Annotated in this window: 28 protein-coding genes; 11 read left to right on the top strand and 17 right to left on the bottom strand. The window is 37.8% G+C overall.

Going from position 1 to position 21,680, the window contains the following annotated elements; genetic code table 11:
• Positions 1-43: 43 nt before the first annotated feature.
• Positions 44-274, top strand: a complete 231-nt coding sequence (locus JNUCC25_RS24825; protein WP_013059598.1) for a DUF378 domain-containing protein — start codon at positions 44-46, stop codon at positions 272-274.
• Positions 275-310: 36 nt separating this feature from the next.
• On the opposite strand, the gene yugI is transcribed toward JNUCC25_RS24825, so the two are convergent.
• From yugI to JNUCC25_RS24840, 3 genes are all read right to left on the bottom strand, one after another.
• Positions 311-712, bottom strand: a complete 402-nt coding sequence (gene yugI, locus JNUCC25_RS24830) for a S1 domain-containing post-transcriptional regulator GSP13 (protein ID WP_013059599.1) — start codon at positions 710-712, stop codon at positions 311-313.
• A 207-nt stretch (positions 713-919) separates the two neighbouring features.
• Positions 920-2,080, bottom strand: a complete 1,161-nt coding sequence (locus JNUCC25_RS24835; RefSeq protein ID WP_013059600.1) for an aminotransferase — start codon at positions 2,078-2,080, stop codon at positions 920-922.
• Positions 2,080-2,580, bottom strand: a complete 501-nt coding sequence (locus JNUCC25_RS24840) for an Lrp/AsnC family transcriptional regulator (RefSeq protein WP_013059601.1) — start codon at positions 2,578-2,580, stop codon at positions 2,080-2,082. Before JNUCC25_RS24840 ends, JNUCC25_RS24835 begins: the two co-directional genes overlap by 1 nt.
• A gap of 158 nt (positions 2,581-2,738) precedes the next feature.
• Between JNUCC25_RS24840 and JNUCC25_RS24845 the strand changes: the two genes are divergently transcribed.
• Together JNUCC25_RS24845 and JNUCC25_RS24850 are read left to right on the top strand one after the other, a co-directional pair.
• Positions 2,739-3,587 carry an alpha/beta fold hydrolase gene (locus JNUCC25_RS24845; protein ID WP_013059602.1) on the top strand — a complete coding sequence of 283 codons (849 nt, stop codon included), beginning with the start codon at positions 2,739-2,741 and terminating at the stop codon, positions 3,585-3,587.
• 168 nt (positions 3,588-3,755) lie between these two features.
• Positions 3,756-4,928, top strand: coding sequence for a MalY/PatB family protein (locus JNUCC25_RS24850; protein WP_013059603.1), 1,173 nt, complete (start codon positions 3,756-3,758; stop codon positions 4,926-4,928).
• 35 nt (positions 4,929-4,963) lie between these two features.
• Here the strand turns inward: JNUCC25_RS24850 and JNUCC25_RS24855 are convergent, their stop codons facing one another.
• Complete coding sequence (locus JNUCC25_RS24855) at positions 4,964-5,488, bottom strand: superoxide dismutase family protein (protein ID WP_013059604.1); 525 nt, start codon at positions 5,486-5,488, stop codon at positions 4,964-4,966.
• 103 nt (positions 5,489-5,591) lie between these two features.
• Positions 5,592-5,789: a hypothetical protein gene (locus JNUCC25_RS24860; protein ID WP_078082210.1), complete on the bottom strand. Its 198-nt coding sequence runs from the start codon at positions 5,787-5,789 to the stop codon at positions 5,592-5,594.
• Positions 5,790-5,874: 85 nt separating this feature from the next.
• Here JNUCC25_RS24860 and JNUCC25_RS24865 point away from each other — a divergent pair, with 85 nt between their 5' ends.
• Entirely contained in the window at positions 5,875-6,255 is a 381-nt protein-coding gene (locus JNUCC25_RS24865; RefSeq protein ID WP_013059606.1) for a kinase-associated lipoprotein B, read from the top strand.
• A 36-nt stretch (positions 6,256-6,291) separates the two neighbouring features.
• On the opposite strand, the gene kapD is transcribed toward JNUCC25_RS24865, so the two are convergent.
• A complete protein-coding gene (gene kapD / locus JNUCC25_RS24870; RefSeq protein WP_013059607.1) occupies positions 6,292-6,906 on the bottom strand; it encodes a 3'-5' exonuclease KapD in 615 nt (204 codons plus the stop codon).
• Between the two features lie 344 nt (positions 6,907-7,250).
• On the bottom strand, positions 7,251-7,634 hold the full coding sequence (locus JNUCC25_RS24875; RefSeq protein ID WP_013059608.1) for a hotdog fold thioesterase: 384 nt from the start codon (positions 7,632-7,634) through the stop codon (positions 7,251-7,253).
• A 106-nt stretch (positions 7,635-7,740) separates the two neighbouring features.
• On the opposite strand from JNUCC25_RS24875, the gene JNUCC25_RS24880 reads away from it, so the two are divergent.
• The 3 genes from JNUCC25_RS24880 to JNUCC25_RS24890 all read left to right on the top strand — a co-directional run bounded on the left by JNUCC25_RS24880 (position 7,741) and on the right by JNUCC25_RS24890 (position 9,130).
• Positions 7,741-8,109 (top strand): hypothetical protein, encoded by a 369-nt coding sequence (locus JNUCC25_RS24880; RefSeq protein WP_013059609.1) that lies wholly within the window; start codon positions 7,741-7,743, stop codon positions 8,107-8,109.
• A gap of 176 nt (positions 8,110-8,285) precedes the next feature.
• Positions 8,286-8,822, top strand: a complete 537-nt coding sequence (locus tag JNUCC25_RS24885) for an HD domain-containing protein (RefSeq protein ID WP_013059610.1) — start codon at positions 8,286-8,288, stop codon at positions 8,820-8,822.
• 116 nt (positions 8,823-8,938) lie between these two features.
• Entirely contained in the window at positions 8,939-9,130 is a 192-nt protein-coding gene (locus JNUCC25_RS24890) for a hypothetical protein (protein ID WP_013059611.1), read from the top strand.
• A gap of 51 nt (positions 9,131-9,181) precedes the next feature.
• Here the strand turns inward: JNUCC25_RS24890 and JNUCC25_RS24895 are convergent, their stop codons facing one another.
• A complete protein-coding gene (locus JNUCC25_RS24895) occupies positions 9,182-10,501 on the bottom strand; it encodes a Na+/H+ antiporter family protein (RefSeq protein ID WP_029319220.1) in 1,320 nt (439 codons plus the stop codon).
• A gap of 267 nt (positions 10,502-10,768) precedes the next feature.
• Positions 10,769-12,262: a leucyl aminopeptidase gene (locus JNUCC25_RS24900; RefSeq protein ID WP_029319223.1), complete on the bottom strand. Its 1,494-nt coding sequence runs from the start codon at positions 12,260-12,262 to the stop codon at positions 10,769-10,771.
• Positions 12,263-12,507: 245 nt separating this feature from the next.
• Between JNUCC25_RS24900 and JNUCC25_RS24905 the strand changes: the two genes are divergently transcribed.
• Positions 12,508-12,984 carry a divergent PAP2 family protein gene (locus JNUCC25_RS24905; RefSeq protein WP_013059614.1) on the top strand — a complete coding sequence of 159 codons (477 nt, stop codon included), beginning with the start codon at positions 12,508-12,510 and terminating at the stop codon, positions 12,982-12,984.
• 42 nt (positions 12,985-13,026) lie between these two features.
• Here the strand turns inward: JNUCC25_RS24905 and JNUCC25_RS24910 are convergent, their stop codons facing one another.
• From JNUCC25_RS24910 to JNUCC25_RS24920, 3 genes are all read right to left on the bottom strand, one after another.
• Positions 13,027-13,674 (bottom strand): 3D domain-containing protein, encoded by a 648-nt coding sequence (locus JNUCC25_RS24910; protein WP_041816630.1) that lies wholly within the window; start codon positions 13,672-13,674, stop codon positions 13,027-13,029.
• A gap of 81 nt (positions 13,675-13,755) precedes the next feature.
• Positions 13,756-14,079 (bottom strand): YuiB family protein, encoded by a 324-nt coding sequence (locus tag JNUCC25_RS24915; protein WP_013059616.1) that lies wholly within the window; start codon positions 14,077-14,079, stop codon positions 13,756-13,758.
• A gap of 122 nt (positions 14,080-14,201) precedes the next feature.
• Entirely contained in the window at positions 14,202-15,416 is a 1,215-nt protein-coding gene (locus tag JNUCC25_RS24920; protein ID WP_025752690.1) for an NAD(P)/FAD-dependent oxidoreductase, read from the bottom strand.
• A 493-nt stretch (positions 15,417-15,909) separates the two neighbouring features.
• Between JNUCC25_RS24920 and JNUCC25_RS24925 the strand changes: the two genes are divergently transcribed.
• On the top strand, positions 15,910-16,902 hold the full coding sequence (locus JNUCC25_RS24925) for an NAD(P)/FAD-dependent oxidoreductase (RefSeq protein ID WP_013059618.1): 993 nt from the start codon (positions 15,910-15,912) through the stop codon (positions 16,900-16,902).
• Positions 16,903-16,928: 26 nt separating this feature from the next.
• Here JNUCC25_RS24925 and JNUCC25_RS24930 read toward each other — a convergent pair whose 3' ends face one another.
• The 4 genes from JNUCC25_RS24930 to JNUCC25_RS24945 all read right to left on the bottom strand — a co-directional run bounded on the left by JNUCC25_RS24930 (position 16,929) and on the right by JNUCC25_RS24945 (position 19,432).
• A complete protein-coding gene (locus JNUCC25_RS24930; RefSeq protein ID WP_454222579.1) occupies positions 16,929-17,447 on the bottom strand; it encodes a hypothetical protein in 519 nt (172 codons plus the stop codon).
• Positions 17,448-17,595: 148 nt separating this feature from the next.
• Positions 17,596-17,961 (bottom strand): HesB/IscA family protein, encoded by a 366-nt coding sequence (locus JNUCC25_RS24935; RefSeq protein ID WP_013059620.1) that lies wholly within the window; start codon positions 17,959-17,961, stop codon positions 17,596-17,598.
• A gap of 75 nt (positions 17,962-18,036) precedes the next feature.
• Complete coding sequence (gene dapF, locus JNUCC25_RS24940; RefSeq protein WP_013059621.1) at positions 18,037-18,891, bottom strand: diaminopimelate epimerase; 855 nt, start codon at positions 18,889-18,891, stop codon at positions 18,037-18,039.
• Positions 18,892-19,192: 301 nt separating this feature from the next.
• A complete protein-coding gene (locus JNUCC25_RS24945; protein ID WP_013059622.1) occupies positions 19,193-19,432 on the bottom strand; it encodes a YuzB family protein in 240 nt (79 codons plus the stop codon).
• 382 nt (positions 19,433-19,814) lie between these two features.
• Here JNUCC25_RS24945 and JNUCC25_RS24950 point away from each other — a divergent pair, with 382 nt between their 5' ends.
• A complete protein-coding gene (locus tag JNUCC25_RS24950) occupies positions 19,815-20,879 on the top strand; it encodes an NAD(P)/FAD-dependent oxidoreductase (RefSeq protein ID WP_013059623.1) in 1,065 nt (354 codons plus the stop codon).
• Between the two features lie 43 nt (positions 20,880-20,922).
• Here JNUCC25_RS24950 and JNUCC25_RS24955 read toward each other — a convergent pair whose 3' ends face one another.
• Entirely contained in the window at positions 20,923-21,249 is a 327-nt protein-coding gene (locus JNUCC25_RS24955) for a YuzD family protein (protein ID WP_013059624.1), read from the bottom strand.
• Positions 21,250-21,442: 193 nt separating this feature from the next.
• Between JNUCC25_RS24955 and JNUCC25_RS24960 the strand changes: the two genes are divergently transcribed.
• Positions 21,443-21,673: a NifU family protein gene (locus JNUCC25_RS24960; protein WP_013059625.1), complete on the top strand. Its 231-nt coding sequence runs from the start codon at positions 21,443-21,445 to the stop codon at positions 21,671-21,673.
• Positions 21,674-21,680 lie beyond the last annotated feature (7 nt).

Consider the following 21,680-nt stretch of genomic DNA (forward strand, 5'->3'; position numbering starts at 1 on the left):
AAAGCAGGCTAATAAGTGAACTACAAAACAAGGAGGGTTCATCATGAGTGGTATTCAACGTATTGCGCTCGTATTAACGATTATTGGAGCAATTAACTGGGGACTTATTGGCTTTTTTCAATTTGATTTAGTAGCAGCAATCTTCGGCGGTCAAACATCTGCTTTCTCCCGCATTATTTATGGATTGGTTGGAATCGCAGGACTGATTAACCTAGGTCTATTATTTAAACCTTCTGCTGAAGTAGAGCGTACAGAACCTAGAACGGAACATTAAAAAAAGAAGGATAGCTAAGCTATCCTTCTTTTTTTCTTATTTCTTAATTAGATCTTCGCGGTTTGATTGCTCAATCCACTCTTCTAATTTTTCTTTTAATGTGTTGAATCCTTGAGTAGATTCAGTGTGAACTGTTGCTTGACCTTGACGCTTTTTAGCAGGTTTTTTAGGTGCAGAAGCTTCAGTTTTTTCTGGAGCTGGCTCAGTAGCACGAATAGATAAACCAATTTTACCAGTTGACTCATCAACAGATAAAACTTTAACGTTTACTTCGTCTCCTACTGATAAATGTTCGTTAATATCTTTAACGAAGCCATGTTTCACTTCTGAGATATGAACTAATCCTTGAGTTTCTTCATTTAATGCAACGAATGCACCGTATGGTTGAATTCCTGTTACTTTACCTTTTGTAACAGTACCGATTTCAAATTTTGACATATAAACACTCCTAGATACCTTATTATTTTCACCATTATAGCCAATTTAAAATTATAGCACAGTTCATAGATTGAATCAAAAAGTAGTTATACTATATTTATTATTTACCAATTTCGTCACAAATATAAACTAACACTACATTTCATCATAGCAAAAAAGATATTATATCAAACCGTCTATACGATATGACATAATATCTTATTTTTATTATAACTTATTTTCAACAAAACGGCTAATCCGTTTTATGGATTCTTCTAATGATTCCATTGAAGAAGCGTATGAACAGCGAATATGTCCCTCTCCGCCTTTTCCAAATACATTGCCTGGCACCACGGCTACTCGCTCTTCAAGCAAAAGCTGCTCAGCGAATTCTTCCGATGACAATCCAGTTTTCTTGATAGACGGGAACACATAAAACGCTCCTCCGGGAGAATGACATTCCAGACCAATTTGATTTAATGACTTCACCATATAGTTCCGTCTTCTGCGATAGCTTTTTCTCATCTCTTCTACGTCATGCTGCCCATTTTGTAGTGCTTCAATTGCTCCATATTGTGCCATGGTAGGCGCACACATCATTGTATACTGATGAATTTTCAGCATTGCTTTAGCAATCTCAGTTGGTGCACATATGTATCCAAGACGCCATCCAGTCATGGCAAACCCTTTAGAAAAGCCAGAAATAATAATAGTTCGTTCTTTCATTCCTTCTAAAGAAGCAATAGATGTAAATTCTTCATCATATGTTAATTCTGCATAGATTTCATCCGTGATAACAAGCAAGTCATGCTTTATGACAATATCCGCAATAGCCTGCAGCTCTTCTTTAGAGAGTGAGCTTCCTGTTGGATTATTAGGAGAGCATAAAAGAAGGGCTTTCGTGTTGCTTGTAATGACTTCTTCAATCTGTCTAGGCTGCAGTTTAAACTCTGTTTCTGCCGTTGTTTCAATTGCCACAGGAACTCCTCCCGCTAGCGAAATTAACGGACTGTAAGACACAAAATTTGGCTCCACGACAATAATTTCATCTTCAGGGTTAATCAAAGCTCGCATTGTAATATCTAGAGCCTGACTTCCTCCAACGGTCACAATAATATCATCTTTATAATCATACGAGACGTTAAAATTTCTTTTCATATACTTCATAATTTCAAAGCGGAGCTCTAAAAGCCCCGCATTTGCTGTATAAGAGGTATATCCTCTTTCCAACGATAAAATACTCGCTTCTCGAACAGCCCAAGATGTGACAAAATCAGGTTCACCTACTCCAAGAGAGATGACGTTATCCATACTTGCTGCTAAATCAAAAAAGCGGCGAATACCTGAAGGTTTCAGCTGTTGTACAGTTGTTGACAAGCGCTCTTTCATTACGGAGACACCACGATTCTGCGATCTTCATCGCCTTGGTCATAGATGGTACCATCGTGCTTGTATTTTTTCATGATAAAGTGAGTCGTTGTAGATAAAACAGAGTCTAGCGTAGAAAGCTTTTCAGAAACAAAAAACGCTACTTCAGACATTGATTTTTCTTCAATAATAACAGACAAATCATATGCTCCTGACATTAGGTACACGGATTTCACTTCTTGAAAACGATAGATGCGCTCCGCAATCTCGTCAAAGCCTACTCCTCGCTTTGGTGCAACTTTTACATCTATCATAGCCGTGACGCCCTCATGTCCATCTACTCGTCTCCAGTTAATATCAGCTGAATATTGCACAATTACTTTTTCTCTCTCTAGCTTTTTAACAATATTAGAGGTTTCTTCAAATGTTAAATCCACCATTTTTGAAATACTATCTATTGAAATACGGCTATTTTTTTCTAGAATTTCTAAAATTTCTAACTCTTTTTCTTCTAAGAACACCGCGTTCCCCTCCTACAACGATTAAATTTTTTCACTTTTTCCATTATATCAAATTTAAACACATCTTTAATGTGAAATCTATACCGGTAATTGAGTTTCATTTTATAGATTGCTGGAAATTAGGACAGACTAGAAAGAAAAAGATGGAGTGAAACAAATTGACTGAATCTAAAATTACTTGTCACCAGCGTACTTTTAATGGAGTCAATGTTTACTACGAATGCCATAACTATCACCCTGATAAACCAGCCATTGTATTTATTCACGGCTTTTTATCATCGAGTTTTAGCTTTCGACGTTTAATTCCTTTATTTGAAGATACGTTTTCTATCATTACGCTGGACCTTCCGCCATTTGGGCGAAGTGAAAAATCGTTAACCTTTCAATACTCGTATAAAAATTTAGCCAGAATTGTCATCGAGTTGATTGAATATTTAAAGTTGAAAGATGTTGTACTATCAGGACATTCAATGGGAGGACAAGTTTGTTTAAACGTAGCAAAGTTAAAGCCTTCTTGCGTATCAAAACTAGTTCTTCTGTGCAGCTCAGCTTATTTAGGCCCCTCACATTATGGATTGGTCATGTCTTCTTATGTTCCCTTCTTTTATCTGTGGGTAAAAACGTGGCTGTCTCGCAAAGGTGTATTAGGCAACTTGCAAAATGTCGTATTTGATCATAAGTTAATCGACGAAGAAATGATTGATGGCTATACTGAACCATTTTTGGATGACCGTACGTTTATGGCTTTAACAAGAATGATTCGTGATCGAGAAGGAGACCTATCCTCAAAGGATTTGCAGCACATAAAAAAACCCAGTTTACTCATTTGGGGAGAAGAAGACCGGGTTGTTCCTTTGCATCTCGGACGTAAGTTAAAAGATGATTTAACAGACTCTACCTTTATCTCTTTAAAGGAAATTGGACACCTTTTACCAGAAGAGTGTCCCGACATTGTGCAATCTCATATGGTCGATTTCTTGTACGGTGAAAAAGCCCTGTCTCAATAATGACGGGGCGAGTTCGTATATTTCACACGAGGCGCTAACTTTAATAAAAAATTTATTAGTCGTGCTTCAGCAATTTTTTCACTTTCTTTATTGACTTCACAAGTTAACTTCGTTGACAAACGTATTAAAAATAAGCAAACTATTATATTAAAAAAGGGGGTACCTTTATTGTCTACTTATTCTTTTGATCAATTAATTAACCGTACAGGTACGCAGTCCGTAAAGTGGGACAAAACTGATCTTGTTTTTGGAGCAAAAGATGTTCTGCCTTTTTGGGTAGCTGATATGGATTTCCAAGCGCCGCCTAATGTTCTTCAAACCATTAATGAGCGTGTCAAACACGGTATTTTCGGCTACACTTCCCCTACTGAATCTACGGCAAATGCTTTATCATCTTGGGTAGAAAAAAAGCATCAGTGGACCATTGATCATGAATGGATTACATACAGTCCAGGAGTTGTATTTGCCCTGAGTATGGCTATCCAAGCATTTACGGAACCCGGAGATTCAATTTTAATTCAGCCTCCAGTCTATACTCCATTTTTTAACATGATAAAGGTAAATGATCGAGAAGTTGTTGAAAATCCGTTAAAACTTGCAGGCGATAAATACGAAATTGATTTTGCAGATTTAGAGCAAAAATTTGCAGAAGGCGTAAAATTAATGATTCTTTGCAGCCCTCATAATCCAGTAGGACGCGTGTGGACAAAAGAAGAACTGAAGAAGCTTGCCGATCTTTGTGAAAAATACAATGTATTAATTGTTTCAGATGAAATCCATTCTGATCTAATTTACCAGCCTTATAAACACATTCCCATTAGCATGGTGAGTGAAGATGCAGCCAATCGAACCATTACGTGTATGGCCCCTAGCAAAACATTTAATATACCGGGACTTCAAGCTTCAGCTATTATTATTCCAAACGAGAAACTGCGCACACAGTATGTTCAACAACAGCAAAAACAAGGGTTTTCTAATTTAAACACATTCGGAATAATTGGGTTAGAGGCGGCTTACAGTGAAGGTGAGGAGTGGCTAGAAGCACTGCTTGTATATCTGAAGAAAAATGTAGATCTCGTGACGCGTTTTATAAGTGAAAACTTGCCTGAACTGCGAGTGGTTCAGCCCGAAGGAACTTATTTACTATGGATTGACTGCAACAAGCTGCATTTATCAGAAGAAGAATTACATGAACGCTTATTAGAAAAAGGGAAAATTGCCGTAGAAAAAGGTGAAAAATACAGTTCCACATATGGAAAAGGTTTTATCCGCTTGAACATTGGCTGTTCACATGAACAGCTTCAAGAAGGATTAAATCGCTTAAAAGTAGCTTTAACGTAAAAAACAGCGTTCTTTCCCACGAAAGAACGCTGTTTTTAATGTTTTTTTGAAATAACTCCGCAGGCGATTCGCTTGCCAGAATTACCTGATGGCTCTGTCATTCCGTCATCACCTTGTTCGGTAATAACAAGGGATGAACCATCCATACGCTTAACGAGCGATGTCTTTCCTTCTTTTAACGTGACTTGAGGAACCATATCTGTTCCTGTATACGTCTGATCGTCTTCTACCACAATATTTTTCATATCGCCTAAATGCGGTCCTTTTGGATTTAACAGTCCGTGTTTCTTTTTATCAGGATCAAGGTGATTGCCCGCGCTTTTAAAGTTAGGAGCTTTGCAAATTCCCATTTCATGAATATGTACGCCGTGTTCGCCAGGTGGAAGTCCGCTTAAATTGTACGTAAACTCAATTCCATCGGCCTGTTCTTTCAACTTGACTGTACCGATGCTATCTCCATCTGCGTTATAGACTTTGACTTCTTTATTGGATATTTCTTTTTCCATACACCCCGTTAACAAGAAAAAAGGCACGGTTCCAATGAGTAGTAGTTTTTTCATGTTGCCCTCCAATCGCATATGCACTAGCGAAAGTTTTAGATGTCTTTCCATAGATTGTCCAGCAACATATTATTTTAAACGCTTACATTTTATTTGCATTTCATTACAGTGATTTCTTATTATCCTGTTCTTTTAGCTTTGCTTCTAACTCCTTCGTTTTTTCTTCTTCTTTTTTCGAAATCTTAATGATTAAACGCCATACTGCAACTGCTGCTAGTACAAAAATCGCCATAGTAGCAAAAGCAGGAATATATTCTCTTTTATCTTCCGGAAAATAAAGCAAAAACATTAAATACATCATGTACAACATCCTTTCATAGAAACGGTAGAGGGTTTTGATTTATACTGGTGATAACAAACACTTTACTTAAAGGAGATCTGGCAATATGACATTTACAATTGGTCAAACCGTTACGGCACTTTATAAAACTGGGAAATACATCGGTGAAATTACACAAGTTCGAGACCTGCATTATGTTGTGCGGATTCAAGCTGTGTTAAAGCATCCAGAACAAGGTGACTTACATAATCCTGGACAAGTGGACGTACCTTTTTTTCACGAGCGAAAAGCACTTGCATTTCGAGAGCAGGCCAATATTCCTCAAAAAATGGTTCATCTCTATGAAGACAGCGTTCCCGATTATAAAAATTCACTAAAAAAAGCGCTTGAATTAAAGATAGCTGAACAACAAGCCAAAGATAGCCCTTTTGCTCAAGCAAGTATTGCCTGTTTAGAAGAGTTAAAAAAAGAGTACGGTATTCATTAAGTAAAAAGCCAAATTCACGTAGAAGTGATTTGGCTTTTATAATGCAAATTTATTTAATACTTTTGAAAAATCGATTCGATCTCCTATGGTCGTTGGCTCTGGTTTTTGAAGGTACCGCTTATCTTTTTCTACAAGCTTAAAGATATTGAGTGTCGTCATCGCATCATCAAGCGCGCAGTGGTGCTTTCCAGTTCCTTCTTTACCATACTCTTGCACAGCTTTCCAAAGGCCAGTTTGATTTTGATCTCCAAAAAAGCGCTTATACTCCATTGAAAGATCAATTTCTTTACCTGCAAAAGGAAATGGCACCTTATTTTTTTGACAGCACTGCCTTAATACTTTCATATCCATGTTCCCCCATGTAATAATCGTGCTGTGTTTATACATGCCCAGTCGCTGTACAAGCTGCTCTAGCGTAATGCCTTCATTTACTTGATTTTGTTCGATATGGAGAAATGATTTACAGCGCTCAGTTAATTTTGTAAAGTGTGTAGGCTGTACGTAAGAGGAGAAACGATCAATGATTTCTTGATTTTTAACAAACACCAAACCAACTTCAATGATTTCCGGAAAAAAGCCTTTTGGAAAACCCTTATACTCTGGCATTGTAAATTCAAAATCAATGAATAAATACTGAGAGTTCTTATCCAATATTATCACCCCTTTGTAAAATAAACCGCCCTACTATATTAATGCTATTATAGCACGATTGAACAATCGGAAGGTCTATTTTCTGTTCTTATTTTTAATATTATGAATATTCTAGTTGCTGAATAAAAAGAATACTTTACTACTACTATATTCTAGAGCATGTCTCTATGCGCAGGGTAACTGTCACGAATAGACATAATTTCGCTTATTTTTTTACCTATTTTTTCACTTTTTTATGTATCCGCTCTTCCAAATTCTCTTTAAACTCTAACATGAGTGTGTGAGGTGGCTCCTTCTCACTCCAAAAGCATACCTCACACCTTCTAGACTAAGCATTCTTATGTTTAAGCTTTAGGTAGAATAGCAAGCGTACATCTGGATATACAGATTAAATTCTCTTCTTCATCTTGAATTTTCACTTCCCAAACCGCTGTTTTTTTTCCTTTATGTAAAGGAACGCCTATAGCTGTAACGATTCCGTCTTTTTTCCCTTTGATATGATTGGCATTAATTTCTAAACCTACGCAGATTTCTTTTTCGAGATCTACACTTTTAATGGCACCTAGACTAGCCACAGTTTCAGCTAACGCCACCGATGCTCCTCCGTGTAAAAGCCCGAATGGCTGACGCGTTCGCTCATCAACAGGCATCGTCGCTTCGACTCTTTGTTCACTCGCACTAATAATCTCAATTCCTAATGCTTCTAACAGCGTATCTTTTGTTTTCATATCCATACCTCCCTTTGTATCTAGTATACAATAACGGTTTTGCTACAACATATACGAACCCTCTACATATACATAATAAAAATCCGTTTTCTAGGAGGATTCTTATATGAAATCATTTGCTCCCTTGTCTTACTATTGGCCACCGTACTACATGCCTCACCCTTATACATACAGGGTACCTAACTTACCTGAGGCGGACATCGCGACATTTCAGCAATCTCTTAAAGTTATTCCCTCTACCATGCAAAGCGCTACTATATTTATTCAAAGAGCTAATACTTCGCCAAATTTAATAAAAAAAATAAAAGCTGCTGCTCAAGAATCCAAAATGAGTGAAGTAAAAAGACTCATTCTTTCCACTGGTGTTAAGACAAAAATCGATGTTTTTTATACTCCAGACTATATTAAAATTACGTTTATTCATCCCGATAACCAATTTGACTGCTGTCACGTATCGTTAAATATTAGATGGTAAAATACAAGGAAAAAAGTCTTATTTTCTTCAAAAAAAGATGTACATGTTGTTTCGTTCCGAATATTATAATATATGCCATTTTTGTATGTAAAAACAAATTACACGATAATTGTATTTAGGATACAAATATGATATTGTATTTGGAAATATATTTTTTCTTTAGGAGGGATGACATGATGAGACATGTTACGCTAGTAGAAATTTTCACGCATCCTATCGCTCAAAAATATTTAACTCGATCTGGCGTTGCGCATGCTGTATCCGTCGCCTATCATGCGTTTCGTCTATCCGTACAGCATAATGTAAACCCCGATTTAGCTACAAAAGCAGCGCTGCTTCATGATATTGGCCACTACGAATGGTACACAAATGGTCAGTGGGATTATGAGAAGTATCGTCAAAATGATATTCACGCTATTAAAGGGGCTGAACGTGCACATAAATTACTCATTCGTTTAGGTGAGGAACCTCAGGCGGCAAAAGAAATTGCTTTAGCTATTTTACTACACACAGACTCATATTTGCCTGAAGGAACAATTCAACAACGCCCTCTTCAAAAAGTAGTCAAACTAGCTGATGAAGCTGATGAAGAGCCAGGCGGCAAACACCATTACCGGGAAATGGAATATAATCTGGCTGTAAAGAAAATTAAGGAGCTTGATAAGAAAGTGCTTGAACTTCTACATTCCAACCAATTTAAACAGTTAGGCTGACAGGATTAACTCCTTTCATAAGAGTTAATCCTTTTTATTATTTCTCCTCATAATTCCCTGCAAATTACTCATACTACTTATTGATTCTCATTTTTTGTTAGTTAGGAGGAAGAAGAATGTCTAAAAACGCTAGAGGTTACGTGCAAGATTCTTGCACATCATTAAATCAGGCAAAAGCAAGCCTTGAACAAGCTCTTCAAACAGTAGAGAAAGATTCAAATCGTGAACGTATTGAACAATCTCTTCAGGCTGTAGAGCAAGCATTAGGAGCTTGTGACAGCACTGCTTCTACTCTTTCTCAAGCATGAAAAAAGCAGCCGGTTTTGATCGGCTGCTTTTTTTCATTATAGGGCCTCTATTTACAAGATAACCGAGGCAATCCACCCAAAAATAATAAGTGGAATGTTATAGTGAAGAAAAGTTGGTACACACGTATCCCAAATATGATCATGCTGACGATCGACTGCTAATCCAGATGTGGGTCCAAGCGTACTGTCTGAAGCTGGTGAACCAGCGTCTCCAAGCGCTCCCGCTGTACCAACAATACAAATCGTTGCCATTGGACTCATACCAAGTTCTAAGCAAAGAGGAACAAAAATCGTCGCGATAATTGGAATGGTAGAGAAAGAAGAACCAATGCCCATTGTCACTAAAAGCCCGATGACAAGCATAAGAAATGCACCTAGCATTTGGTTGCCGCCAATAAGAGCAACAGAGCCTTTTACAAGCGCTTCTACATCTCCAGTTTCTTGAAGAACTTTTGCAAAACCAGAGGCAGACAGCATAACAAATCCGATGAAAGCCATCATTCTCATTCCGTTCGTTAATACTGGATCTGCTTCATTCCACTTCAAAGCCCCGCTGAAGTAAACGACAACAATCCCTGCAAGCGCTCCGAAAATCATAGAATCTACTAAGAGCTGCACAGTTAAAGCCGCTACAATCGCAAGTAAAGCTACAATAATTCCTCTTGTTGTGTAACCTGTACGCTCCTCTGTGCCTTGGTCAATGTCAATGTCTTCATAAGTGCGCGGCTTGCGGTACGAAATAAACACAGCAAACAATAAGCCCACTACCATTCCTAAAGCTGGAAGAGCCATCGCCGTGGTAATATCTCCTTTATCAATTGTTAATCCACTTTCTTTGATGTTAGTAAATAAAATGTCGTGATAAATCTTACCGAATCCTGCCGGCAAATACATATAAGGTGTAACCAATCCAAATGTAATAACGGTTGCGACTAATCGGCGATCGATTTTTAACTGATTAAATACTTTCAATAGAGGTGGAATTAAAAGCGGAATAAATGCAATGTGAACCGGAATAACGTTTTGAGAAAAACATGAAATAATAAGGATGATCAATAAAATCAGTACTTTTGACAGTGACTTCTTTTTCGTTTCTCCTTCTTTCCCTACTATTTTTAACGCTAGCTGAACAACGGCATCAGGCAGCCCTGTCCGCGAAACAGCCATTGCAAATCCTCCAAGCAAAGCATAGCTTAATGCAACAGAAGCACTGTTTCCAAGACCATCTGTGTATATACTTACTGTATCTGTGAGGCTGATACCGCCAACAAGTCCTCCAATTAGCGCTCCGACTGCTAAAGAAAAGACAACGTTGATACGCAATAAGCTCAAAATCAGCATCACGAGCACAGCTATTAATACTGCATTCATTTTGAAACCTCCATTTTTCTTCTCACTTTATCTCATTAAAACATTAGAGAGATAAACAACATGTTCATTATATTAGGTATAGAAAAAAAGTCAATCATCTTACTAAATAAACGTTTGTTTAACTTCTCTACATCCTTAACAATATAAGGATTTTTCTAAGTAATCTTTTCTTACTAAAAAGAAAAAAAATTATGTAAACATATTAAAAAAGAAGCATCATCGATGCTTCTTTTTACGTTTCTTTCTATCACTGCTATACTTTTTTCATTAATTGGCTTCAAATGAACAAACCATTGTAGCTAGTGTTCGCACCATCACGCCTGTTGCACCTGAAGGTCCTAACTCATGAGAAGCAGCGGATGTTGCAGTTCCAGCAATATCCAAGTGAACCCATGGTGTTTGCTCTGCAAACTCACCAATAAAAGTTCCTGCCATAATTGCGTGCCCCTCTCGTCCAGGAGAGTTATTTAAATCTGCTACCTTACTTCCCCGAACACGCTTTTTGTCTCGTTCTGTAATAGGCAGCTCCCAAATCGGTTCGCCTGTCTCAATGCTTGCTTTCGCTATTTGCTGCAATAAAGCAGAATCATTCGTCATTGCCCCAGTTGTATGTGTACCAAGAGCTACAATTACACCACCCGTTAATGTCGCCACGTCTACTAAATAATTTGCTCCGTGGTGTTTGGCATAGGAGATACCATCAGCTAACGCTAAACGCCCTTCAGCATCTGTATTCAGTACTTCTATTGTCTTTCCATTCATTGCTGTAATTACGTCATCTGGCTTAAAAGCACGCGCGCTAATAACGTTGTCAGTTGATGGAATGACAGCTACTACGTTTTGATGAGGTTTTAATTCTCCAATTGCTTCCATTGCACCAAGAACAGATGCAGCTCCGCCCATATCTGTTTTCATACCTACAATCCCGTCTTTAGATTTAATAGAGTAACCACCTGTGTCAAAGGTAATCCCTTTTCCTACCAACCCAATAACGTCTTCCCATTTTTCTTTTCCTTGATATTTCAGGACAATCATTTTAGGAGGCTCTGCGGAACCTTGATTAACTGCTAACAGTGCGCCCATTCCCAATGTTTCCATCTCTTCTTTTTCTAAAATTTCATATTCAAAACCATATGTATGTGCCATTTCTACTGCATAATTAGCTAAATCTGTAGCCGTTAGCATATTGCTTGGTAAGTTAACAAGGGTGCGCGCTGAGTTTGTTGCTTTTCCATACGTATATCCAACCAAAGCAGATTGTACAACGTCTTTGTAAAAAGAAAACAGTTCAATTTTCTCAAGCTGCTTGTCAGGTTCGTTTGATTTCTTTTTGTAGTTTTCAAACTCGTACATAGCAAGCTGTTGAGCTTCTCCTAATAAAGCTGCAGTTTCTTGCTCTGACCACACTCCTGTATCAAATGTAGAAAGGGCGACCGATGCGTTTGAAATCTTCGCTTCTTTTAACTTTTTAAATAACAGTCCAAAGCTCTCTTTGAGTCCATTTTTAGTTAGCGCTTGCTTTCGTCCGAGTCCCACAAAATAAAGACGTTTTGCTCCTAATTTTCCTAGTGTATGAATCGTTGATGTACGTTTTTCTTGTACACGTATATCTCCTTCTTTAATCAAATGAATGAGCTGTCCACCTAAAGCTTCATCAATTTCTTTTAGAAGGCCTTCAAATTGTTGGTTTTGATTAAATAACCCGATTACGAGCGCTTCTGTTTGATGATCAACACCAAATGTTTCTACATGCGAAAACATAAAATTCCTCCCTTTTACGTATAGAGATTTTATTTTTATTTATCATCTGCTTTGTTTAATCTATTCAGCAAGTGGAATATATATCATATTCACCACTGTTTTCATCTATATACATATGATAGCAGAAATACAATTTTTAATCACAGTTCAAAAACCTTAGTTTCACACATATACTTTCATCTACCGCTTTTTTCATCATACGGGTTTAGCTTTTCAGACATTTTAAGTTGAGGGAGGACGTCTCAATGGATTTATTCTCAAATTTTCCACTTTGGAGTTCATTAATCGCTATTTTCTTTGCTCAATTTATTAAGATTCCCCTTTCTTTTGTAGCTACTAAGAAAATAGACGGCAGCTTATTTTTTAGTACGGGAGGCATGCCAAGCTCTCACTCCGCAGCAGTAACTTCCTTAGCAACTGCCATTGGGCTAGCAGAAGGTCTTAAATCTCCCATTTTTGCTCTCTCCGCTATTTTTGCCATTATTGTCATGTTCGATGCTAAAGGAGTAAGAAGACATGCAGGAGAGCAAGCAACGGTTTTAAATCGTTTGGTTGAAGACTTTCAGCGCGCGGTAAAAGAGGCAAAGCTGTGGACGACCAATGAAGAAGACGAAAAACAAGTGAAGCTAAAAGAGCTGCTTGGACATAAGCCTATTGAAGTTTTCTTTGGGGCCTTAACAGGGATAGCAGTTGCTTTTGTAACGTATTATGTATGGCCATAAAACATAAGAAAACACATGAAGAATTCTTCATGTGTTTCTCGTTTATTTTACCTGCTGGCGAAAAACCTGCATCGACTTCTTTTCATTCAGCATTGTTAACTCTTCTTCAGTTAAGCGGCCGTCCCCTGATTTCACTACATAGACGTTTAATTCTTTTTTACCCCATATGTTGTACACATCGGAAACAGTCTCAAAATATAAATCAAGATGATTGCCTTTAATAGCCCCACCTTTATCTGCTACCACTCCATAGCCATAGCCCGGAATAAACAAGATCGTGCCGATTGGAAATATGGTTAAATCAGCAGCGATGGTTGAATACAAGTCACGTTTTACTTTAACGCCCGAATATGTAATACCATACCCTGGATGATTGGGATTTTTCCCAGTTGATTCGTAACCAGCTGTGTAACCCGTAGCCAATACATTCTTAGTTGGATAACGCGACCAATCAAATGCTTCTTCAATCGTCAGACGCTCTTTGTCATTGCTAGCCGCTTCAGCTCTTAGTGGTTTTAGAAATGATGGCAAGAGCCTTTCATTCATTAGAGGATGCCCTGTACGGTTTATAAAAGGCATATATTTGATGACTGTGGTTATTGGGACGCCAGTAATTGCTTCATATGTTGTAAACAGCGCTCCGACCAGTAGTAGGCACATAATGAATCGCTTTGCTATTTTTCCAATCATTGTGATTTCCACAACTCCTCTCACGAATCTATTTGTTTCCAACATAAAAACAAATTATTCGTTTGCGAGAAGAATTTACATTTAAAACATTTGGTACCCTCTTGTTCGTAAAGATTTAATGGTAATGCCTGAAGCTAGTGCACCTATAAAACCAGCCATTAAAATCGCAATGTCAGCTGTGGCTAAAGAGAGCACTTTTGTCCCTAGCTGCTGAAAGGAGTGAGCGGGATGTTGAATGTAATCAACCGCTCTTACATCATCAATAATAAAAATAAAAATCACGGGATAAATAATGGCCATAATCCAAGACATGCGAAGCAGCATATTCAATAAGAAACCGATTCCAAAAAACAAAACAAAAAACAACAAGATGGAGATAATTAGTACAGGCACACTCATTTCCATTGCTTTTCGCCTCCGTTACTCTTTATACTCTCAGTTTACTTAAGAGTAATGAAGGCGTCAATCACAGAAAAGTAAGTTAATACCAAAAAAGCAAAAGGCTTAAAGACCTTTTGCTTTTTGTTTTAAAAGAAATTAAATTTTCCTTTTTTCAATACAAGACCTGCTCCGCCTTGAAGGAAAAGCGAGCGATTATCAACAACTTTTTTCATAAAAGATGCGCTTGAACCAAATAGTTTTCGACCATATACAACGCCAATTGCGTCATCATGCCCTAACGAACATACCGTTCCTTTAATATCTGGTTTGAACTCGCTTAATTCTTTTTGACCTTTCATCAAACGGCTAATATTTTCAGCGCAGGTACCGCCTTGCTGCATAGCAATTTGAGCTGTTGGCGGATAAGGACGTTCTGTTTCAGGGTTAATCATTAGTGAACAATCTCCAATAACAAACACATCTTCATGCCCTGGTGCCAGCAAGCTATTGCTTACTTTTACACGCCCGCGCATGTTTTCAAATCCAGCTTTTTCAATCACGTGACTGCCTCGAACACCCGCAGCCCATACAACTGTTGCTGATTTGATTTCTTCTACTTGGTCATCTTTTGATACAATAATCCCTTCTTCTGTACACTCTTTAATCGCTGTTCCGATCTTGAACTCGATTCCTTTTCGTTCTAGTTGTGTTACCGCATATTCTACAAGTTCTGGATCAAAACCTGGCAAAGCCGTAGGCGCTGCTTCTACACAAATAACGCGTACTTTTTCACGCGGAATATCAAACTCTTTGCAAAGCTGAGGGACTCGATTTGCTAATTCTCCCACAAATTCAATGCCGGTAAAGCCAGCACCCCCAACAATAATTGTCAGAAGTTCGTCTCTTTTTTCCACTTCATTGTTGTACGTCGCAAACACATAATCAATATGCTCACGAATTTGACGTGCTGCATTAATGCTCGTAATGGTAAATGCATGTTCTTTTAAACCTTTAATTCCGAAAGTTTCTGCTTCATACCCTAAAGCAACAACTAAATAATCATACGTTAGCTCACTGTTTTCAAGAAGAACACGCTTTTCATCTAACTTAATATCTACGACCGTGTCTTTGATAAATGTAACCTTATTTGTGTTAATTAAATTTTTAACGGGAACACGAGAGCGATCTTGATGAATTGTACCTGCTGATACTTCATGAAGCCATGTGGTTTCGTAATGGTAATCGTTTTTATTTACCAAAACAATTTCCGCATCACTAGCACCCAGTTTCTTTTGTAAATTAACAATTGTCATAATGCCGCCATACCCGGCACCCAAAATGACGATTTTAGGCTTTTTCATAGGAATGTCATCCACCTTTTTTAGTTATAGTCACAAGTATGTCTTACAAATATAATGATAAGAGCAATTTTATTTGGTTTGCTTTTTTATGTTAGTTTGAGCAAGAACGATCATCGCTATCCATTTATTATTCATATAAGAAAAATAATGTGAATCACTTCACGTTCTTTTTTAAAAAAATACATTTTTTCTGTTTCAAAAAAATGTAAGCATAAGTCCTAGCTTGATTTACACAAACATCTTATGCTTTTTTAATCGGTTTTTCAACCCTTCACTTTGTATTTACAAGCTTTTAAATTTTCAATTACTTTCCTTTATACCCAGTTTTATATTTGACCAAAACGTGTGGTTATGTTAATGATTACAAATACTGATCTTTAAGTTGAGAAAGTTTCTCAAACATTCCAGCGTGTTTTAATAATATTTTATAATTTACTATGCTATCATAAAGTAGAATATGCATTGGCACAGAACAATCTAGAGGTGATTATAAATGAAAGAAGATAAACAAGTATATGATATTACCATCATCGGAGGCGGCCCTACAGGCTTATTTACAGCATTTTATGGCGGTATGCGTCAAGCGAGCGTAAAAATTATTGAAAGCTTGCCACAGCTTGGTGGGCAGCTTTCTGCTTTATATCCTGAAAAATATATTTATGACGTAGCTGGTTTTCCAAAAGTACGGGCTCAAGAATTAGTCAATAACCTAAAAGAGCAAATGGATCAATTTAAACCTGCAGTTGCGCTAGAGCAAGCCGTAGAAAAGGTAGAAAAACAAGCGGACGGTGTATTTCGATTAACTACTAATTCTGAAGTCCACTATTCAAAAACAATTATTATTACGGCTGGAAACGGTGCATTTAAGCCCCGTAAAATCGAGCTAGAAAACGCAGAACAGTTCGAGCAAACGAACCTTCATTATTTTGTGGATGATATGAATAAATTCAAAGGCCGCAAAGTACTAGTATGCGGGGGCGGGGATTCTGCTGTAGACTGGTCTCTTATGTTAGAGCCGATCGCAGAAAAAGTAACGTTAACGCATCGCCGAGACAAGTTCCGCGCTCATGAACACAGCGTAGAAAACTTGCATAATTCATCAGTTGATATTAAAACGCCTTATGTACCGGTTGAATTTATTGGAGATGACCGTATTACACAAGTTGTGTTAGAAAACACAAAAGGTGAAGAAAAGACAGTAGTAGACGTAGATGATGTTATTGTAAACTTTGGATTTGTTTCTTCTCTAGGTCCAATTAAAGAATGGGACTTAGATTTAGAGAAAAATGCAATTGTTGTTAACTCAAAGCAAGAAACAAACATTCCTGGCATCTATGCAGCAGGTGATGTCTGCACATATGATGGAAAAGTAAAACTCATCGTGGCAGGATTTGGCGAAGGTCCGACTGCTGTTAATAACGCTAAAGCATACATTGATCCAAAGGCTCGCTTACAGCCTATGCACAGTACGTCAATGTTCTCATAAAAAAAGCAGGCTCTCGCCTGCTTTTTTCATTGCTGGATTGGTGTAACCATTCGATGAATGATTTCACTCATCATTTCCGCATCACTGCTTATTAAACAGATTTCATAAAAGGAATGGTTTCCTTCTTGACTAGTTACGCTCATCCTGTAGGCCTTCAAACCTTCGAGCTTGCTTAAATATTTTACTACCTCTGATTGACCGGCAATACGTTCAATCAGCAGAATATGCTCTCCTTCAACTGCTCCGTAGCTTTCAGCCAGAGAGGCGTTAGCATTTTCATAATAGCGAATGTAAGGTTCAGAATAGTTAAGAGGCGCAGAGGACGAGTTTTGATAACAGGCTTCACCTGAGGAAAAAGGCAAATGTTGAACAAATAAATGCGATTCACTGAAGTGAATACTTTTTGCATCCTTAGACTCCATTTTCCTACTTTCAAGTTTTATCCAGTTTATAAACCCCTTCCATAGAATAGGCAGGGTGTTTTTTTTGCGAAAACTTCCGTAACCTCCTACTTGTTCCGCGTCGTAACGAGTCGCATCTATCAAATCCGTTCATCTCCTCTTTTTTATTGAGTATAAAAAAGACTGATTATTCAGTCAACATGTTTGGCAGATGATGTAACATACAAAATTTCTCACTAAAAAAGCTTTCTTCACCAGATGAGGTGAAGAAAGCTTCTTTATAAAAATATATTTAGCACTCTTCAGGAGCACCTGCGTTGCTTGCTGTACGGAAAGAAGAGCCGCAGCCGCATGCTGCAATGGCGTTTGGGTTATCAATTGTAAACCCTCCGCCTAGCATAGATTGCTTGTAATCAATTTTTACATCTTTTAAAATTGGAGCACTTTCGCTATCTACAAGAATCTTAATGCCATGTTGTTCAAACAGCGTATCGTTTTCATTTACTTCGTGAGCAAAACCCATACCGTAAGAAAGACCTGAACAGCCTCCTCCATTTACATTAACACGTAAATAAGCATTTTCTTCTTCATGTTCTTTCATCATATCTTTTATTTGAAAGCTTGCAGCTTCTGTAATTGTTAGGATATCTTGACTCATTTTTAAACAGACCTCCTTTTTTGTTTAGTATACGACGAAATGGCTGTGACGACAAATCGTCTGCTTCTTCATTTTTTAATAATAATACGTGCCGTCACAAATCACATTGGCTGGACCTGTCATTAATACATTGCCTTTATTTTGCCAAACAATCGTTAAATCTCCTCCAGCGAGGTGTACGACAGTAGGAGCATCTTTTTTCGTCTTCTCATTTAACACAGACGAAACAACAGCAGCGCATGCTCCTGTCCCACATGCTTGAGTGATACCCGAACCTCTTTCCCATACACGAAAGTTCAGCTCTCTTTCGTTCACTACCTCGACAAATTCAACGTTCACTCCTTCTGGAAAACGCGAATCTTTTTCAACCACGGGTCCTAATGTAGTAAGAGGCGCTTGTTCAATATCATTTACGTAAAAGACGACGTGAGGATTTCCCATTGATACAGCCGTCCCTTTTAACCGTTCTTTTCCAAATTCCATCTCTTCATTAACGACCTGGTCTTGGCTTGCTCCCGTCATTGGAATTTGTTCTCTAGCTAAAATAGGCGCTCCCATATCGATTGTCACTTCTGGAACTTCATTTCCCTGCGGATGCACCGTTGCTTCTACAACTCCAGAAAGCGTTTCGATAAAAAATCTTTCGCTTGTTACTAAATTATGTTCATATGCATATTTAGCTACACATCTTAAACCGTTTCCGCAGTTTTTTGCTTCCGAGCCGTCATTATTAAATACGCGCATTTTTACATCTGCACGTTCAGATGGACAAATAAGAATCATTCCATCCGATCCAATTCCCGTATAAACATTTGAGACTTTTACAGCAAGCGGTGCTAACTCTTGCTCTTCTATATGTTCTTCAAACATATTTACGTAGATATAGTTGTTGCCAAGTGCATGCATTTTTGTAAACTGAAATTTTTTCATATTATCACCCATTATTTTTTTATGTAGCTCTAGTATAAAGTGATTCTCTTTTGTACACAATAATATCATCCCCCGTTTTTTTAGCTCCTTAATCATAAAGATTAAGGGGTTTTTTATTTTGTCCTCCTTTGGAGTATTAAAAAACAAAAGAAGCATTATGATTGTAAAGAGGATGGTTAAAGCGCAGATATTTGCGCAAAAACGCATAAAAAAGCACGGCAAGACAGCCGTGCTTACATCATCTATTCTATTAGCCTCATGTCCCTCTTCTGATAAAAAGAGATACGACAGCGGGGATAGTTTAAAACATTGGGTTTTCTTCTAAATGAATGTAAATATTATCTACTAACTGTTCAGGTGTTTCCGCTGTAACAATCTCTCCGTTTACCAAGGCAAATAAAGATTGTGAACATTTCCCGCAATAACCTAAACATCCGTATTCAATAATATCTAGATTTGGATCTTTTTCAAGCTTTTCTAAAGCTGTTTGAGAACCACTGGCTAAATTGCTAACGCAAAATTCAATAATTGGCTGTATCACGTTTTTCACCTCTCTACTATTAGTTTATCCTATCTCCTTTCATTTTCAACGTCAACTTTGGAAATTCACGTTCATTTTGCGCACGCTTCTTAGCTTCACAGACTTTTTCAACAAAACGTATAAATAAAGCTTTATTACAGGGATAGATTGAAATTATGTTGAAACATATTGTGGTTTTTTATTAATTTAGTTATACTTTTATGTATAGAAAACCAAACGAGGTTATATTAAATTATTATTTAAGTAAAATATGTTATCTTATATAGCCTTTCATATCTTTTTGGCAACCATCCTTATTAACGGTAATTTGTACTCTCCTATTCTTAAAAGCAAGAATAATAGAGAGAAAACAAAAATGCATGAAGCTAAAGGGGAAATTCACATGAAGAACCTTGTCATACTGGGCGGCGGATACGGTGGTATGCGCGTTTTGCAGCGCCTTTTTCCGAATCAATTGCCTAACGATGTAGAAGTAACGCTTATTGACAAAGCACCTTATCACTCACTAAAAACTGAATTCTATGCACTTGCAGCTGGAACAATCTCTGATCAGCATGTTCGTGTTGCTTTTCCTGAACACCCTCGCTTAAAAATTCGCTACGGCTGTGTAAAACGCATAGACCTGGAAGAGAAATGCGTCTATGTGGATGATCAAATGATCGCTTACGATGACCTGATTGTAGGACTCGGATGCGAAGATAAATATCATGGAGTTCCCGGAGCTCTTGAGCATACATACAGCATTCAATCCATTGATGCTTCACGAGCAACTTATCAGACATTAAACAACTTGCCGGCCCACGCTACTGTTTCAATTGTAGGAGCTGGATTAAGCGGAGTAGAACTAGCAAGCGAGCTAAGAGAAAGCCGCCCGGATTTAAAAATCATCTTATTTGACCGCGGTAAATTAATTTTATCTGCTTTCCCAGAACGTTTAAGTAATTACGTTCAAACTTGGTTTACTTCAAACGGTGTTGAAATCGTAAATAGTGCTAATATTACAAAAGTAGAACCGAACATTCTTTATAATCATGATGAGCCCATTCAAAGCGATGCAATCGTGTGGACAGCAGGTATCCAGCCAAATAAAGTGGTACGCGATTTAGACGTAGAAAAAGATCCTCAAGGACGCGTCGTATTAACGAAATACCATAACTTGCCTGACGATGAAAATGTCTACATTTTAGGTGATTGTGCAAGCCTACCGCATGCACCAAGTGCTCAGCTTGCAGAAGGTCAGGCTGAACAAATTGTGCAAGTACTTCTTCACCGCTGGAAAGGCGAAGCGCTTCCAGATGAATTACCAACTATTAAATTAAAAGGCATACTTGGTTCATTAGGCAAAAAGCATGGATTTGGCTTAGTTGCCGAACGTCCAATTACAGGACGCGTAGCTCGATTATTAAAATCAGGTATTCTTTGGATGTATAAACACCACAGTGGATAAAATAAAAGCCGTTAGATGACTGACAATCTAACGGCTTTTTTCATTATGATGCGCAGAAACCATACTTCTCCATTTCCTCAAATACGCGCTTTAATTTCGGATTGCCTTCCCCAACAATTTCTCCATTAATAACCACTACAGGATAGAATAAATCTTCTTCAATCACACGCTTGGCAAAGGCTGCTTTTTCCGGATCCGTATGCGGCTCGTTTATATCTACATATGTGATAGCAAACGGTTGGTTCGGATATTTGCGAGAAATCGCTGCCTCTAGCCAATCATAGGTGTCTTTTGAAGACGGCAGATTAACACAGCTTGCACAAACAATTTCAGCTCCATAAATACACACTTCTACCTCAGTTGATTGCATAGCACATCCCCCTTGAATCTTTACATACAAACTGTACGATTATTCACACTTTTACTTCATTATGAATACTATTTTACACAAAACTGATTCATTGCACATCTTTTTCTTTTAAGGTAACATTACGATGTATACTCCGATAGATTTTTCATGAAAGACCGTTTATAATAAGAGTAGAAGAAAGGAGTCGATAGTTATGTCAGAAATGCACGAGCAAGTTCAAGAAGTATTAGAAAAACTTCGTCCGTTTTTACTTCGCGACGGTGGAGACTGTGAGCTAGTAGACGTAGAGGATGGTATTGTAAAGTTACGTCTTTTAGGCGCTTGCGGAAGCTGCCCAAGTTCAACAATCACGCTAAAAGCTGGTATCGAACGTGCCCTTTTAGAAGAAGTACCTGGTGTAGTTGAAGTAGAACAAGTATTCTAATCTCTTT

The organism is Priestia sp. JNUCC 25 (assembly GCF_053667915.1).

Bases quoted from the DNA above. Each gene is read 5' to 3' on its own strand.
- JNUCC25_RS24825 (WP_013059598.1), top strand. From the start codon at position 44: ATGAGTGGTATTCAACGTATTGCGCTCGTATTAACGATTATTGGAGCA.
- yugI (WP_013059599.1), bottom strand. From the start codon at position 712: ATGTCAAAATTTGAAATCGGTACTGTTACAAAAGGTAAAGTAACAGGA.
- JNUCC25_RS24835 (WP_013059600.1), bottom strand. From the start codon at position 2,080: ATGAAAGAGCGCTTGTCAACAACTGTACAACAGCTGAAACCTTCAGGT.
- JNUCC25_RS24855 (WP_013059604.1), bottom strand. From the start codon at position 5,488: ATGAAAAAACTACTACTCATTGGAACCGTGCCTTTTTTCTTGTTAACG.
- JNUCC25_RS24860 (WP_078082210.1), bottom strand. From the start codon at position 5,789: ATGATGTATTTAATGTTTTTGCTTTATTTTCCGGAAGATAAAAGAGAA.
- JNUCC25_RS24865 (WP_013059606.1), top strand. From the start codon at position 5,875: ATGACATTTACAATTGGTCAAACCGTTACGGCACTTTATAAAACTGGG.
- JNUCC25_RS24875 (WP_013059608.1), bottom strand. From the start codon at position 7,634: ATGAAAACAAAAGATACGCTGTTAGAAGCATTAGGAATTGAGATTATT.
- JNUCC25_RS24880 (WP_013059609.1), top strand. From the start codon at position 7,741: ATGAAATCATTTGCTCCCTTGTCTTACTATTGGCCACCGTACTACATG.
- JNUCC25_RS24885 (WP_013059610.1), top strand. From the start codon at position 8,286: ATGAGACATGTTACGCTAGTAGAAATTTTCACGCATCCTATCGCTCAA.
- JNUCC25_RS24890 (WP_013059611.1), top strand. From the start codon at position 8,939: ATGTCTAAAAACGCTAGAGGTTACGTGCAAGATTCTTGCACATCATTA.
- JNUCC25_RS24895 (WP_029319220.1), bottom strand. From the start codon at position 10,501: ATGAATGCAGTATTAATAGCTGTGCTCGTGATGCTGATTTTGAGCTTA.
- JNUCC25_RS24900 (WP_029319223.1), bottom strand. From the start codon at position 12,262: ATGTTTTCGCATGTAGAAACATTTGGTGTTGATCATCAAACAGAAGCG.
- JNUCC25_RS24905 (WP_013059614.1), top strand. From the start codon at position 12,508: ATGGATTTATTCTCAAATTTTCCACTTTGGAGTTCATTAATCGCTATT.
- JNUCC25_RS24910 (WP_041816630.1), bottom strand. From the start codon at position 13,674: ATGATTGGAAAAATAGCAAAGCGATTCATTATGTGCCTACTACTGGTC.
- JNUCC25_RS24915 (WP_013059616.1), bottom strand. From the start codon at position 14,079: ATGGAAATGAGTGTGCCTGTACTAATTATCTCCATCTTGTTGTTTTTT.
- JNUCC25_RS24920 (WP_025752690.1), bottom strand. From the start codon at position 15,416: ATGAAAAAGCCTAAAATCGTCATTTTGGGTGCCGGGTATGGCGGCATT.
- JNUCC25_RS24925 (WP_013059618.1), top strand. From the start codon at position 15,910: ATGAAAGAAGATAAACAAGTATATGATATTACCATCATCGGAGGCGGC.
- JNUCC25_RS24935 (WP_013059620.1), bottom strand. From the start codon at position 17,961: ATGAGTCAAGATATCCTAACAATTACAGAAGCTGCAAGCTTTCAAATA.
- dapF (WP_013059621.1), bottom strand. From the start codon at position 18,891: ATGAAAAAATTTCAGTTTACAAAAATGCATGCACTTGGCAACAACTAT.
- JNUCC25_RS24950 (WP_013059623.1), top strand. From the start codon at position 19,815: ATGAAGAACCTTGTCATACTGGGCGGCGGATACGGTGGTATGCGCGTT.
- JNUCC25_RS24955 (WP_013059624.1), bottom strand. From the start codon at position 21,249: ATGCAATCAACTGAGGTAGAAGTGTGTATTTATGGAGCTGAAATTGTT.
- JNUCC25_RS24960 (WP_013059625.1), top strand. From the start codon at position 21,443: ATGTCAGAAATGCACGAGCAAGTTCAAGAAGTATTAGAAAAACTTCGT.